Origin of the sequence: Pseudonocardia phyllosphaerae (assembly GCF_046546475.1) — a bacterium.
GTDB lineage: Bacteria > Actinomycetota > Actinomycetes > Mycobacteriales > Pseudonocardiaceae > Pseudonocardia > Pseudonocardia phyllosphaerae.
Window position 1 is genome coordinate 1 of the sequence record NZ_JBKGXS010000010.1, and the last position, 15,224, is coordinate 15,224.

Sequence of the window (15,224 nt, forward strand, 5' to 3'; positions counted from 1 at the left end):
TTGTCGGTGGTCATAGCGGTAGGGGAACGCCCGGTCCCATTCCGAACCCGGTAGCTAAGCCTTCCTGCGCCGATGGTACTGCACTCGTCAGGGTGTGGGAGAGTAGGTCGCCGCCGACATTCAACTTCGAGAAATGCCCCCGGACTTCGGTCCGGGGGCATTTCTGCGTTTCAGGGTCGTTGTCCCGGGACAGAGTGGTCTCCGGGATGTCGCCGTACGGGCCGGCATCAGGGTGATGAGCCGTTCGGTTGTGCGGGTTACGCCGTCTGCGATCCGCGCCGTCCACACCCGTGCTACGCATCCACAGCAGCGCGGTTCGTCGGTGCAGACGACGGAATCGGCGCGATCGTGGTGGGGTCCCAGCAACCGGAACCCCTGGAGGGCGTCATGCCCAGCAACCACACCGTCGTCGTCGGCAACCTGACCCGTGATCCGGAGACCCGGATCCTGCCCGACGGCACGAACCTGGCCGAGTTCACCCTCGCCGAGAACAAGCGCCGTCGTGACCCGTCGACCGGCACCTGGCACGACGTGCGCACCACGTACTGGACGGTGACCTGCTGGCGCCTGCTCGGCATCCACGTCGCCGGCTCGCTGCAGCAGGGAGACCGCGTCGTCGTCACCGGTGAGTGCTACGCCGAGGAGTGGACCGGATCCGACGGCCAGACCCGGCGCACCCTGAAGATCGACCCGACGACGGTCGGGATCGACCTCGGCCGGGCGCCGGCCCGCGTCGTTCGCAACGGCCCCTCCGGTCCTGCGACGCGTGGCGTCCCGGCCGGTCAGAACGGTGACGCAGGCACCGGCGGGCGCTCGTCCGCCGACGGCGTAGAGGACCCCGAGCTCGACGAGCACCCCACCGACGAGGAATGGGCCGCGGCTCGTCGCGACGAGGAGCTGCCCGTCGGCGCCGGGATCGCACCGGGCTCCGACGGCTGAGACCCACGCAACTACCATCGAGGGCGTGGCAGATCTGATTTACACGATGCGGAACGTGCGCAAGGCGCACGGAGACAAGGTCATCCTCGACAACGCGTCGATCAGCTTCCTGCCGGGGGCGAAGATCGGTGTGGTCGGCCCCAACGGTGCCGGGAAGTCGACGGTCCTCAAGATCATGGCCGGGTTGGAGACGCCGAACAACGGCGACGCCTTCCTGAAGCCGGGAGCGACCGTCGGCATCCTGCAGCAGGAACCGCCGCTCAACGAGGAGAAGACCGTTCTCGGCAACGTCGAGGAGGGCCTCGGCGAGATCAAGGTCAAGCTCGACCGGTACAACGCGATCGCCGAGGAGATGGCGACGAACTACACCGACGAGCTGATGGAGGAGATGGGCCAGCTCCAGGAGGAGCTGGACCACGCCGATGCCTGGGAGATCGACTCCCAGCTGGACCAGGCGATGGACGCCCTCCGCTGCCCGCCGCCGGACGCCGAGGTCAAGAACCTCTCCGGTGGTGAGCGCCGCCGCGTCGCACTCTGCAAGCTCCTCCTGTCGAAGCCGGACCTGCTGCTGCTCGACGAGCCGACGAACCACCTGGACGCGGAGAGTGTCCTGTGGCTCGAGCAGTTCCTCGCGACCTACCCGGGCGCCGTCCTGGCCGTCACGCACGACCGGTACTTCCTGGACAACGTCGCCGGCTGGATCCTGGAGCTCGACCGCGGCCGGACGTTCCCCTACGAGGGCAATTACTCGACCTACCTGGAGAAGAAGGCCGAGCGGCTCGCCGTCCAGGGCAAGAAGGACGCCAAGCTGCAGAAGCGCCTGAAGGAGGAGCTGGCCTGGGTCCGCTCCAACCCCAAGGCGCGGCAGGCGAAGAGCCGGTCGCGGCTCGACCGCTACGACGAGATGGCCGCGGAGGCCGAGCGCACCCGCAAGCTCGACTTCGAGGAGATCCAGATCCCGCCGGGGCCCCGCCTGGGCAACCAGGTCGTCGAGGTCTCGCACCTGGACAAGGGCTTCGACGGCAGGCCACTGATCAAGGACCTGTCGTTCACGCTGCCGCGCAACGGCATCGTCGGCGTCATCGGCCCGAACGGTGTGGGTAAGACCACGCTGTTCAAGACCGTTGTCGGGCTCGAGCAGCCGGACTCCGGGGAGGTGAAGATCGGCGACACGGTCAAGCTGTCCTACGTCGACCAGAGCCGCGGCGGCATCGACCCCGACAAGACCGTGTTCCAGGTCGTGTCCGACGGGCTGGACTACATCCAGGTCGGCAACACCGAGATGCCGTCCCGCGCCTACGTCGCGGCGTTCGGCTTCAAGGGCCCGGACCAGCAGAAGCCGGCAGGTGTGCTCTCCGGCGGTGAGCGCAACCGGCTGAACCTGGCGCTGACCCTCAAGGAGGGCGGCAACCTGATCCTGCTGGACGAGCCCACGAACGACCTGGACGTCGAGACCCTCGGCTCGCTGGAGAACGCGCTCGAGCAGTTCCCCGGCTGCGCCGTGGTCATCTCCCACGACCGCTGGTTCCTCGACCGGACCTGCACGCACATCCTCGCGTGGGAGGGCACCGACGAGAACCCGGCCGCCTGGTACTGGTTCGAGGGCAACTTCGAGGCCTACGAGAAGAACAAGATCGAGCGTCTCGGGTCGGAGGCGGCGCGTCCCCACCGGGTCACGCACCGTAAGCTCACCCGCGACTGATCACCACTCCACCGGGTCCGGGCCCCGGGCCCGGTGGAAGGTGAGGGCGCGGCTTCGGGCGTTCCGGGCCGGTGGTGTCACGGGAGGCGATGTGACGTCCGACCTGGAGCGCGTCGGCGAGGCGGCGGCTGCGGAACTGCGTACGGCGGCCGAGCTGCGCCGGCAGCGCCCGGAGCTCACGATCCAGCTCGCCGAACACGCCTGCTCACGGGCGGTGGCCACCGCGGACGACCTGTCGTGGGTACGGGCAGCCGGATGGATGCTCGCCGGACACGCCGTCGGCGGGGATGCGCGGGAGGCCGCCGTCGTCGTCGTGGAGGCGCTGGCGGATCGGGGCGGTCCGGCGCTGCTGTACCGGCCCGACGGGGCACGGCTGCGGGTCGAGCTCGCCACCGCTGCCCAGTCCGACGGGGACACCGCCACGGCGCGAGCCCTGCTCGCGGACCTGCCCGACCCCGGACCGGGAGAGGCCGACGGGCAGCTCCGGCTCGACCGGCTCGCTGTCGAGGCCCGCTGCGCACTCGCCGAGGAGCACGACGACCAGCTGCCGGTGCTGTGTGCCGACATCGGACGGGCGGGTGACGCACTCGGCGGCGAGGCCGCCGCGTACGGCCGGCTCGTCGTCGGCGCGGTGCATCGCGCTCGTGGGCAGCACGAGGACGCCGCGGCAGCCGCTCTGCGCGGACTCGAGTTCCTCGGGTGGACCCCGGAGAACCCGGACGTCCGCCCGGTGGCGCCGCACCTTGCCGCGGCCCTGCTCACCCAGTGGCTCACCGCGTCGCTCGACGCCGGCGCCGACACCGCCGAAGCCGTCCGGGCGGTCGCGGGTCACCCCGAGATCCTCGGCGCGGGGCGCCACGGCGTCCTGCTGCGGCTGACGCTCGCGCGCGCCGCCGGGGCGGATGCCGACGCCGCCGCCGTCGCACTCGACGACGCGGTGGCGGGAGCAGCGGCCGCTGACGTGCCCGGGCTCGTCGCGTCCTGCCGGGCCGCCCAGTCCGAGCTGCACGAGGTGGCCGGCCGGTTCGCGGAGGCGCTCGGCGCGCTGCGCGCCTCGGTCGACGCCGACCGCGAGGATCGTGAGCGCAGCCGGCGGTTCCGCGCCGCGCTCGCCGGCGTGACGCGCGGGCCGGTGCGTGCACCGGCACCCGTGGCCGACTCCCCGGCGGCGTCGCTGCGCGCCCGTGCGCGCCACCTGCGGGCGCACGGTGAACCGGCGCCACCGTCGGGAACGCGCCGTGCGGCTGCTCATCGGCGGGACGCCTCCGCCGGCGTCCCCGGCGTGGCGGCCGCGATCGGTACCGGTTCCGTACCGACGGCCGCTTCCGTCGAGTGCCCGGCCGGGACGGAGGACACCGGTGAGCCGGTGCCGTCCCTCGGCGACGTCGTGGGGCCGACGATGCAGGACGACGGCAGCGGCCGGGGTGTCGAGCCGGACATCGCTGCGCCGGAGCCGGTGCCGCCGGAGTCGGTGTCGCCGGAGTCGGTGTCACCGCGAAGCCTCGGGGAGGCCTCCGTCGAACCCGACCCCGTCGGACGGCCCCCGTCCGAGCCGGAACCCGGTGAGGACGGTCCGTCCGAGCCGGGGGTCGGTGAGCAGGGCCCGGCCGAGTCGCGCGACACCGGCTCCGGAGACGCCGAGGCCGGTCCGGGCGTGGCCGGGCCGGCGTGGCCGGTCCTCGGCATCGAGGCGGTGGGCGCGGCATCGGTGGGCGCCGGCTCCGCGGAGGAACAGTTCGCGGTGCTGGATCCAGGCGGCTCCCCGGACGGTGGTTCGCCGCTGGGAGACATGTTGCTGGCCGAGCTGCGCGGCACCGGACCCGCCGGGCAGCAGCAGAGTCCGGAGCGGGCTGCAGGCGTTTCCGGGAACGGGGATGTCCCGGTCCGGGGGATCGTCATCGATCTCGTCGGGCCGGACGGGGAACCGGGCACGTCGACCGGCGACGTCCTGACCGAGGTCGCGGAGCGGATCCGGGGGCTGGTGCCGCCGTCGGGCACCGTCGAGATCGAGACCTCGGCCGTCCGGATCACGCTGCCCGACGCCGACCAGGTCACCGCGCTGCTCTGGTCGCGGTCGCTCGCCGCTCACCTGTCCCGCCGGATGCGGGCCCGGGCGGCGCACCGGCTGTCGGCCCGGCTGCGGGTGCAGGGACCGCACGGTGTCGAGGGCGACCCGGTGCTGCAGGAGCTGCCCGTCGAACAGGGCGACGCCCCGGACGCCGAACCTCGGGTGGCCGCACGCCGGCAGCCGGGTGATTTCCTGTCCCTCCCCGGTGTGGACAGCCTGTTCGCCTCGGCTGCGGCCGGAGCGCGCAACGGTGCAGGGTCGCGGAACGGGGGACGTCGGCACGCCTCCGAGGACGCCACCGGCCGGGCGGTGTTCGACGGGACGACCGTGCGTCCGGGCTCGGGCGGGCGTCGCCGGGCCGCCGGTTCCGCGGAACGCCGGGACGTCGCGCCGGTGGACACGGGAGGCGACGCCGGTGGCGGACCCGGGGCGCCGGAGGCCGCAGGGACACGATTCACCGCTGTCGACGTGGTGGGGGAGCCGAGGAGCCCCGGACGCGGGCCTCGCGACGAACCCCTCGACCGGGACGGCAGCCGACGGTCGAGCGGCGACTCCCGGGGCGTCGGCGACCGTGCGCACGGCACCCCGGCCCGAGATCTCCGGGAGGACCGGGCAGCCGGCAGCTGGGCGACCGGGAGCCGGACCGGCGAGGACGGGGCCGGCGGAGTCCGGGCGGCCGAGAACCGGGTCGCTGAGAGCGGGGCGGCCGAGGACCTGGTCACTCCGGATCGGGCCACCGCGGGCCGATCCACCGCGGATCGGGCCACTGCGGATCGGGCCACTGCGGATCGGGCCACTGCGGATCGGGCCACCGAGGACCGGGCTGCTCCGGAACCCATCCCCGACGACCTCGGCCTCGCCGAGCTGCTCGCCGGCGCGATGGCCGCCTACCGCGAGATCTGAGCGGGGCCCGGCCGTACGGGCCGGGCCGGACCGGGCCCACCGGCGGCTGCGCACCCCGGTGACGAGCGCCCCACGGCCCTCCGGACCAGAGCCCGCGGAGGACTAGGGTGGCGAACGTCATCACAGGCAAGTGAGCCGGAGCGGATCGTGGGCAGCGGGGCACAGGGGAGCACGAGCGGCGACACGGCGGACGGCGGCGACGCCGTCCACGGGGCAGGGGGAGTTTCCGCAGGTGACGCAGGGGGAGCGGCGCCGCGGCCGGGCAGCGGCGAGGCGTCGGACCTGGTCCGTCTCTACGCCAAGCACACCCCCGTGCCGGAGCCCGGCTCCGGGCCGGAGCTGCCGGGACCGGCCGCCGTCGTCGACGCCCACCTGGCCCTCGGCGGCCGTCGCGCACCGGGCGAGGCCGCGCTCGACGTCGTCCGGGCAGCCGGTGCGGTGGCCGCGATCGACGTCGTCACCGACGACATGCCCTACCTCGTCGAGTCCGTGCTCGCCGGGATCGGCCGCGCCGGCGGGACCGTCCGCCGGGTCGTGCATCCGATCCTCGTCGTCCGCCGCGACGCCGACGGTGTTCTGACCGGCGTCGACACCGGCGCCGACCCCACCGAACCGGACCGCGCCCACCCCGACGCCCGCGCCGAGTCCTGGATGCACCTCGACCTCGACACCTCCGGCGACGTCGATCCCGACCGGGTCCGCGCCGAGCTGGCCCGCGTGCTCGCCGACGTCCGCGAGGTCGTCGACGACACCACCGCCATGACCGCCCGCGCCCGCGCCGTCGCCGACGACCTGGCCGGATCGGCCACCCCGACCGTCGCCGGGGACGACGACCCCGCCGAGGTCGCCGAGTTGCTGCGCTGGCTGGTCGACGACCACTTCACCTTCGTCGGCTACCGGCACTACTCGCGGCGCAACGGCCGGCTCGAGCCCGACGCCGCGACCGGCCTCGGCGTCCTGCACGCCGGTGACGCCGGTGCGGGTGCGTTCCTCCCGGACGGCCCGTGCGGCGAGACCGGGCAGGCCGTCGCCGAGGGCGTCGGCACCGACGCCGCCGCCGGCACCACCGACCCGGCCGACGACACCAGGACCCTGGTGATCACCCGCGCCGGCGAGCGCAGCCGCGTGCTGCGCCCGGTGCACCCGTACTACGTGGGCATCCGCACCCGCGACGCCGACGGCACCGTCACCGGCGAGCACCGCTTCCTCGGCATGCTGACCGTCCCGGCCCGGCACGAGAGCGTGCTGGACATCCCGGTCGTCGCCGGCCGGATCCGCGGCGCGATCCGCCGCGCCGGCTACCCGGCGGAGAGCTACTCCGGCCAGCAGATGCTGGAGGTGTTCTCCCAGCTGCCCCGTACGGAGCTGTTCGCCTCGTCCGAACAGCGGCTGCTGGAGACCGGCGTCGGCGTCCTCGCCGCCACCGAACGCCGCGCGGTACGGCTGTTCGTGCACCCCGACCCGTACCGGCGGTTCCTGTCCTGCCTGGTCTACCTGCCGCGCGAGCGATACACGACCGACGTCCGGCTCGCGGTGACCGACATCCTGCGGGCCCGCCTCGGCGGCATCGACTCCGGCTACACCGCCCAGATCGGCGACGCCCCGCTGGCCGTGCTGCACCTGACCGTCACCACCGATCCGGACGCCGAGCCCGCCGACTACGACGTCGCCGCCGTCCAGGACGAGATCGCCGAGGTCACCCGCACCTGGGACGACCGCCTCGTCGACGCCCTCGGCACCGCAGGGGCGAGCGCCCGCCCGCTGCTGGCCGGCGTCCCCGAGTCCTACAAGGCCGTCGTCGAGCCGGGCCGTGCGGTCACCGACCTGCGCCGCCTCGCCGCGCTCGGCTCCGACCCGGCCGCGTTCGACCTCCGGCTCTACGACCCCGAGGCGCCGGAGGGAACCGGCGGTACCCCGGCCGACGAGGCCCGGTTCGCCCTCTACCTGGGCGAACCCGCCACCCTGACCGCGGTGCTGCCGCTGCTGCAGCAGCTCGACGTCGAGGTCGTCGACGAGCGCCCCTACGCGTTCGTCCGCCCCGACGGCCGGCGCTGCTGGCTCTACGACTTCGGCGTCCGCGCCCCGCAGCAGCCCGCCGCCCCCGCCGCCCCCGCGGTCCCGTCGGTCGCCGTCGACGACGTCCGCGCCCGCTTCGAGCAGGCCTTCGCCGCAGCCTGGCGCGGCGACGCCGAGTCCGACCGGTTCTCCGCGCTCGTCCTGCGGGCCGGGCTCGACTGGCGCGAGACCGCCGTGCTGCGCGCCTACAGCCGCTACACCCGCCAGCTCGGCGGGCTGTTCACGCTGCAGTACACCGCGAACGTGCTGCTTGCCCACCCCGAGGTCGCGCAGGCGCTGATCACGCTGTTCCGCACCCGGTTCGACCCGGACCAGGAGGACCGCGAGGGGGCGCACGCCCGCGCGCTGGAGCACGTCACCGCGCTGATCGACGAGGTCAGCGGCCTCGACGCGGACCGGATCCTGCGCGGGCTGCTCGCGGTGATCGAGGCGACGCTGCGCACCAACTGGTTTCGCGACCGGCCGTTCTTCTCCTTCAAGCTGGACCCGGCCGCGGTGCCGGACATGCCGGCGCCCCGGCCGCGGTTCGAGATCTTCGTGTACTCGCCGCGGGTGGAGGGCGTGCACCTGCGGTTCGGGCCGGTCGCGCGCGGCGGCCTGCGGTTCTCCGACCGCCAGCAGGACTACCGCACGGAGATCCTCGGCCTGGTCAAGGCCCAAGCCGTGAAGAACGCGGTGATCGTGCCGGTCGGGGCGAAGGGCGGCTTCGTCGTCCGGACGCCGCGACCGGACCCCGAGCAGGTCCGCGCCTGCTACACCACCTTCATCTCCGGGCTGCTCGACGTCACCGACAACCTGCGCACCCACCCCGACGGCTCCACCGAGACGCTGCCGCCGCCCGGCGTCGTCCGGCACGACGGCGACGACTCCTACCTCGTCGTCGCCGCGGACAAGGGCACCGCCACCTTCTCCGACCTGGCGAACTCCGTGGCCGCCGACTACGGCTTCTGGCTCGGCGACGCGTTCGCCTCCGGCGGCTCGGTCGGCTACGACCACAAGGCCATGGGCATCACCGCCCGCGGCGCATGGGAGTCGGTGAAGCGCCACTTCCACGAGCTCGGCGTCGACACCCAGACCGAGGAGTTCACCGTCGTCGGCGTCGGGGACATGTCCGGGGACGTGTTCGGCAACGGGATGCTGCTCTCCGAGCACATCCGGCTGGTCGCCGCGTTCGACCACCGGCACGTGTTCGTCGACCCGGCCCCGGACGCCGCCTCGTCCTACGCCGAACGGCAGCGGCTGTTCGACCTGCCGCGCAGCTCCTGGGCCGACTACGACACCTCGCTGATCAGCCCCGGCGGCGGCGTCTGGTCGCGGACGGCCAAGTCGGTCCCGGTCGGCCCGGAGATGCGCGCCGCGCTCGGCCTCGACGACACGGTGACCGCGCTGTCGCCGCCCGAGCTGATCCACGCGATCCTGCTCGCCCCCGCCGACCTGCTGTGGAACGGCGGCATCGGCACCTATGTGAAGTCCTCCACCGAGACCGACGCCGAGGTCGGCGACAAGGCCAACGACGCCATCCGCGTCGACGGCCGCGACCTGCGCGTCCGGGTCGTCGGCGAGGGCGGGAACCTGGGCCTGACCCAGCGGGGGCGGATCGAGTTCGCCCGCTCCGGCGGCCCCGGCCACGACGGCGGGCGGATCAACACCGACGCCATCGACAACTCCGCGGGCGTCGACTGCTCCGACCACGAGGTCAACATCAAGATCCTGCTGGACCGGCCGCTCGCCGACGGCGCGCTGGACACCGGGTCGCGCAACGAGCTGCTCGCGTCGATGACCGACGAGGTCTCCGACCTGGTGCTCGCCGACAACGTCGCGCAGAACTCGGTGCTCGGCGTCGCCCGCGCGCACGCCCCGGAGATGATCGCGGTGCACGGCCGCATGGTCACCGACCTGGCCGAACGCACCGGGCTGGACCGGGAGCTGGAGGTCCTGCCGACCCGCAAGGGGTTCGCCCAGCTCGCCGAGCAGGGCCTCGGGCTGACCGGTCCGGAGCTGTCCACGCTGCTCGCGCACACCAAGCTCGACCTCACCCACCGGCTCGTCGGCACCGACCTGCCCGACCAGCACGCGTTCGAGCCGACGCTGCCGGCGTACTTCCCGCACCCGCTGCGGGAACGGTTCGACGCCGCCGTGCGCAGCCACCCGCTGCGCCGCGAGATCATCGGCACGAAGCTGGTCAACGAGATGGTCGACGGCGCCGGGATCAGCTACGCGTTCCGGCTCGGCGAGGAGCTCGCCGCCGGTCCCGGCGACGTCGTCCGCGCCTACGCCGTCACCACCCGGGTGTTCGCGCTGCCGGAGCTGTGGGCGGCGGTGCGCGCGGCGGCGATCCCGGTCGGTGTCGCCGACGAGGTCGTGCTCGAGTCCCGGCGCCTGCTGGACCGGGTATCGCGCTGGTTCCTCACCAACCGGCCGCAGCCGCTGGCCGTCGGCGCGGAGGTCAGCCGGTTCGCCGGGGCGATCGCCGAGCTCCGCGCGCAGCTGCCGTCGCTGCTGCGCGGGCGCGAGCTCGCCGCGGTGCAGGAACGGGCCGCCGAGCTGCGCTCGTGCGGTGTGCCGGAGTCGCTCGTCGAGCAGGCGGCGCTGTCGCTGTTCGCCTACGGCCTGCTCGACGTCGTCGAGCTCGTCGAGCTGTCGGACCGGGAGAAGGAGCCGCGCCCGGCTGCGGAGGTCGCCCGGCTCTACTACGCGCTGTCCGAGCACCTCGGCGTCGACCGGGCGCTGACCGCGGTGAGCGAGCTCGACCGCGGCGACCGCTGGCACGCGCTGGCCCGGCTCGCGCTCCGCGACGACCTGTACGGCTCGCTGCGCTCGATCACCCTCGACGCGCTGCGCGAGACCCCGCCCGGCACGCCCGTCGACGAGGCCGTCGCCGCCTGGGAGCAGGCGAACGCGGCCAAGCTGGCCCGCGCGCGCACCGCGCTGGAGCAGATCGGCGGGTCGGGGCAGCTGGACCTGGCGACGCTGTCGGTGATCTCGCGGCAGCTGCGCGGGCTGGCTCGCTAGGCCGCGGGGGCGTTCGGGATCATGTCGGGCATGACCGCCTCCGTCGCCGCGCCGTTCGTGAGCCTGGTCCCGCTGAGGTGGACCGATCAGGACGCGTACCGGCACGTCAACCACGCCCGGATCGTCACGCTGATCGAGGAGGCCCGCGTCGCGCTGGCCTTCACCGCGGCGGGGCACGAGGGGCTGTCCGGGTTCGCGTCCGGGCTGCTCGTCGCCGGGCTGCACGTCGACTACCGGCGGCAGCTGCCGTGGCGGTCCGAGCCGGTGCGGATCGAGATCACCGTGCGGGACCTGCGGGCGGCGTCGTTCACCCTCGACTACGTGCTGCACGACGGCCCGGACGCCGCCGACCCGGTCGCGGTCACCGCATGGACGTCGATGGCGCTCTACGACCTGGAGGCCCAGCGGCCGCGCCGGCTCGACGCCGGCGAGCGGGACTTCCTGAAGCGGCACCTGGGAGACGCCTCGTGACGGCACCCGGCCCGGCGCGGCTGCGCCTGGCCGACCCCACCGAGCGCGACGACCTCGGTGCCTTCACCGCACGCGTCGTCCGGCTGGAGTCCTCGGCGGCGGTCCGGCTGACCACCGGCGACGGCCGGGTGACGGCGTGGGCGCCGACGCCGTTCGACGTGCTGGTCACCCGCTCCGTCGCGGGCACGCTGGACCCGGCGGAGCCGGTGACTGCCTACGCGTCGTCGCTGCTCACCGCGCTCGCGGTGGACCGCGCCGAGGCGGTCGACCCGGGGCCGGGCGCGGCGTGGGCCGAGGAGCTGCCCCCGGAGACCGGGTGGACGCGCGTCGACGACGTCCCCGCCGGCGCGCTCGATGGGCTCGCCGAGCGCGGCCTGGCGCTGGCCCGCGAGCACGCCGGGCCGATGGGCCCGCCGGCGTCGCTGATGGACCAGACGGTGCTGACGGTGACGCCGCCCGGCGGGCAGGGACGGCCGGTGAGCGTCCCGATGCGGGTGCTGTTCGCCATGTCCGGCATGGGGTTCCTGGGCTCGCCCCCCGAGGGCGCCGCCGATGGCGCTGCCGGGGAAGCCGCGGGCGAGGGTCCGCTGGTGCGGGTCTCGGTGTCCGGGTCGTGGACCCGGCTCGACGCCCGCTACGGCGCGGTCGTGCGGCGCCGGACGATGTCGCTGCCGCTGTCGGTCGCGGGCTGAGACCCGCCGGCCGGGCTTGCCGCTCGGCCTGCGAGGCCGCTCAGCGCGCGAGGTTCACGACGCTGACGGCGCCGTTGCCGGTGACCCAGCCGGTGCGGCCGTCGGGGGAGATCGCGAGCCCGGTCGGGTCGTCGACGATGTTCGTCTTCCCGACGACCTGCCACGACCCGGTGTCGACGGCGTGCAGGCCCTGCCTGGTCGCGACGTAGAGGTGCCGGCCGTCCGGGGCGAAGCCGAGCGCGCCCGGCCCGCCGGGGACCTGCACCGAGGCGACCTTCCGGCCGTCGGTCGGGTCCAGCACGGTGACGGTGTCCGAGCGCGGCCCGGCGACGGCGACCATCGGGCGCGGCGACGACGCGGGCGCGGCGGCGACCGTCTCGGCGCCGCCCTCGACGGGGTAGCTGCCCAGCGCGGTCATGCTGTCCGGCCCGAGAACGGTCAGCGAGGTCGCACCCCGGGAGGCCAGGTAGAGCCGGTCCCCGGTGTCGTTCGTGGCGGCCCCGGACGGGCCGTCGGGCACCGAGAGCTTGCGGGTCTCGACGCCGGCGTTCGGGTCGATCTCCTGGACGGTGCCGGTGGCGCGCGAGGGCACGTAGAGGAACCGGCCGTCCGACGACGTGGCGGGGGTGCCCGGGTCGGCGTCGACGGGGACGGTCGAGACGACCCGCGAGGCGGCGACGTCGACGACCGCGACCTGGTCGCCGTCGAGGGTGGCGTAGGCGCGGGTGCCGTCCGGGGAGGTCGTCACCGCGTGCGGGGCGGCGGGCAGCGGGATCTCGCCGCGAACGGTGTCGGTGCGGCCGTCGAGGACGAGCAGGCGCGGCGCACCGGTCGCGGCGACGACGGCGGTGCCGCCGTCCGAGCTCGCGCTCACCCCGGTCGACGCGGCGGCGGCCGGGACGGTGGCGCGGACGTCCGGGTCGGGGACGCTCGCACCGGCCGGGCCTGCGGCGGGCCGGGCGCCCGCGCCGGGAGTGGCGTCGGTGAACGCGGCGGCCGGGCGGTCCGGGGTGCTCGACGACGGGGTCGAGAACATCGCCCACAACGTCAGCGCGCCGAGCACCAGGATCGCGGCGAAGATCGCCAGCCCCATCGCGGAGACACCGCGGCGTCCGTTGCGCGGCTTCGCCGAGACCAGCGCCTCACGACGTGGGGAGATCGACTTCGGGGGCTCGTCCGCGGTCGGCTCCGCAGCGGCTCCGGGCTGATCTCCGGCCTCGGCGGGGGCGACGTCGGCGAGTGGGGTCGCCGCGGTGGCCTCGGCGCCGGGACGCGGGGTCTCGGCGGTCGCGGCCGGGTTCCTGCTGCTCGGTGCGTCGGTCGCCGGGCCCGCCCCGGCGGGGACGGCGCCGTCGGAGGCGCTGTCGACGTCACCGGGGGAGACGCCGGCGCGGGCCGCGGCGACCGAGACGGCGCCGATCGACGCGGCGGCTGCGGCGTTGCGGGCCACACTGTTCTGCGGCTGCGGCTGGGACTGGGACTGGTCCTGGGGCTGCTGCTGGGGGCGCGACGCCGGGCCGGGGGTCGAGCCGGTGTGAGCGGCGTCGGTGTGGGCACCGTCGGTGGGGACCGAGCCGGTGGGGACCGAGCCGGTGGGGACCGAGCCGGTGGGGACCGAGCCGGTGCGGGCTGCATCGGTGCGCGGAGCATCGGTGCGGGCGCCGGTCGCGCCGGCCGGAGCGGGAGCGCCGGGCGCGGCGTCGCGGGGCCGGTCCGGCGGGGCCGCGGTCCCCGCGGAGGAACTCCGGTCGCGGGGATCCGGACCGCCGACGCCGAGCGGCGGCAGCACGACCGTCGTCTCGGTGGAGTCCTCGGGAGGCGCGGATCCGTTGCCGCGCAGGTTCTGTGGTGTCTTCTGCGGTGCCGCGCTGCCGGGCCCACCGGCCCACGGCGACGGATGCGGTGCCGCGTCGGCCGCGCCGGTGCGGGCACGGCCCGGGATCGCACCGAAGCCGGCGTGTTCGCCGGTCACGGTCGCGGTGAACAGGTCGTCCCCGGACGGACCGGCGACGGGGGAGCCCATCGTCGGACGCGGTGCCGGGGGCCGCTCCTGCTCGGCCTCCTCGGCCCGCGGGCGTCCGGGCATCGTCGGGCGCGGCGCCGGCGACGGTCGCGCACCGTCGTCCGGCCGGGACTGCTCAGCCTGCGGGGACTGCTCAGCCTGCGGGGACTGCCCAGCCTGCTGGGACTGCCCAGCCTGCGGTGACTGCCCGGACGGCTGGCCCGGCCGGGACTGTCCGGACGGGCTCGACGACGGGTAGTGCCCGGTCAGCGCGTTCGGCGGCAGGATCTCGGTCGCGGGACCGTCGCTGTCCGGCCGACCGGTGTCCTGGCGGGCCGGGCGCGGCGGCCAGCGCTTCGACGACGCGGTACCGGCGGTGTCGCCGGAATGGTCGCCGGCCGTGTCACGGGGGGTGTCGTGCGGCGCCTCGTCGCGTACGGGCGGCTGCTCGTCGAGCGGGCGCGGCGACGGCGCGATCGGCGGGACCACCGTCGGCGCCGGCTTCGTCACCGGGACACCGTCGGTCGTGGGCCGGCGCTGCTCGGTCGCGGGGACCGTGTCGTCGTCGAGCGTGTCCTTGCCGGCTGTGTCCCTGCCCGGCGTGCCCCTGCCGGGCGTGCTGCCGTCGAGCGAGCCGCGGGGCGGTGTCGCGTCGTCGTGTCCGGGGGCGAACGCCGGCGGCGGCGCGAACCGGTCGCGCGGGGCGTGCAGCGGGTCGACCCCGGCCGGGGCCTCCGGCTCGTGCTCGTCGGCCGGGAGGTGCCCGACGCCGAGGGGGTCGTCGCCGAGGTCGCCGAGGTCGGCGTACAGCGGCTCGGACGTGACGGCGTGCGTGTCCGCGGAGGTCGTGCCGGAGCCTGCGTCGGTCCGGTCGACCGGCCTCCGGTCGGCGGTGTCGCCGGTGGCGGCGGTCCCGGTGGGGACCCGGCCGGTCGTGCCGGCGTCGCCTGCGCGGGGAACGGCCGGGTGCGCTCCGTTCGACCCCGCATCGTCCGATCCTGAACCGGTCGCGCCCGCACCGTTCGGCCGTGCACCGTTCGCCCCGGTGTCGTTCTTCCCGGGGCCGTTCTTCTCGGCGCCGAGGGGCCCGGCACCGTGGACGTCGGTGCCGTTCGCGCGGTCACCGTGGGAGTCGGCTGCGCGGTCCGCCTCGGCGGAACGGTCGTCGTCGGCCGGGGCCTCCGGGGAGCGTTCCGCGGAACCCGACCGCATGACGAGGTCGACCAGCGATCCGGGGACCACGGGGACGCGGCCGGTCCGGATCGCCTCGCCGAGCCCGTCGGGGGCGGGGGCGGACTGATCGTCGGGGCCCGGGCGACCGGGCGTCGACGTCATGCGTTCTGCGACGGTCGGGTGTTC

General features: G+C 75.0%; 7 protein-coding genes and 1 rRNA gene. 7 read left to right on the top strand and 1 reads right to left on the bottom strand.

Features of this window, described 5'->3' with window-relative positions:
- Positions 1-2 precede the first annotated feature (2 nt).
- The 7 genes from rrf (at position 3) to ACLE50_RS18960 (ending at position 11,863) form a co-directional block, all read left to right on the top strand.
- Positions 3-119, top strand: a 5S ribosomal RNA gene (gene rrf, locus ACLE50_RS18930).
- Between the two features lie 268 nt (positions 120-387).
- A complete protein-coding gene (locus ACLE50_RS18935) occupies positions 388-939 on the top strand; it encodes a single-stranded DNA-binding protein (protein ID WP_410944920.1) in 552 nt (183 codons plus the stop codon).
- 25 nt (positions 940-964) lie between these two features.
- Positions 965-2,641: an energy-dependent translational throttle protein EttA gene (gene ettA, locus ACLE50_RS18940; RefSeq protein ID WP_410944921.1), complete on the top strand. Its 1,677-nt coding sequence runs from the start codon at positions 965-967 to the stop codon at positions 2,639-2,641.
- A 91-nt stretch (positions 2,642-2,732) separates the two neighbouring features.
- Positions 2,733-5,612: a hypothetical protein gene (locus ACLE50_RS18945; protein ID WP_410944922.1), complete on the top strand. Its 2,880-nt coding sequence runs from the start codon at positions 2,733-2,735 to the stop codon at positions 5,610-5,612.
- A gap of 147 nt (positions 5,613-5,759) precedes the next feature.
- Positions 5,760-10,700: an NAD-glutamate dehydrogenase gene (locus ACLE50_RS18950; RefSeq protein WP_410944923.1), complete on the top strand. Its 4,941-nt coding sequence runs from the start codon at positions 5,760-5,762 to the stop codon at positions 10,698-10,700.
- A gap of 30 nt (positions 10,701-10,730) precedes the next feature.
- A complete protein-coding gene (locus ACLE50_RS18955) occupies positions 10,731-11,171 on the top strand; it encodes an acyl-CoA thioesterase (RefSeq protein ID WP_410944924.1) in 441 nt (146 codons plus the stop codon).
- On the top strand, positions 11,168-11,863 hold the full coding sequence (locus tag ACLE50_RS18960) for a hypothetical protein (RefSeq protein ID WP_410944925.1): 696 nt from the start codon (positions 11,168-11,170) through the stop codon (positions 11,861-11,863). Before ACLE50_RS18955 ends, ACLE50_RS18960 begins: the two co-directional genes overlap by 4 nt.
- Positions 11,864-11,903: 40 nt before the next feature.
- Here the strand turns inward: ACLE50_RS18960 and ACLE50_RS18965 are convergent, their stop codons facing one another.
- Positions 11,904-15,200, bottom strand: a complete 3,297-nt coding sequence (locus ACLE50_RS18965; RefSeq protein ID WP_410944926.1) for a hypothetical protein — start codon at positions 15,198-15,200, stop codon at positions 11,904-11,906.
- Positions 15,201-15,224 lie beyond the last annotated feature (24 nt).

What these genes read in the sequence shown, in the direction of transcription:
- ACLE50_RS18935 (WP_410944920.1), top strand. Translation starts at nt 388, where the DNA reads ATGCCCAGCAACCACACCGTCGTCGTCGGCAACCTGACCCGTGATCCG.
- ACLE50_RS18955 (WP_410944924.1), top strand. Translation starts at nt 10,731, where the DNA reads ATGACCGCCTCCGTCGCCGCGCCGTTCGTGAGCCTGGTCCCGCTGAGG.
- ACLE50_RS18965 (WP_410944926.1), bottom strand. Translation starts at nt 15,200, where the DNA reads ATGACGTCGACGCCCGGTCGCCCGGGCCCCGACGATCAGTCCGCCCCC.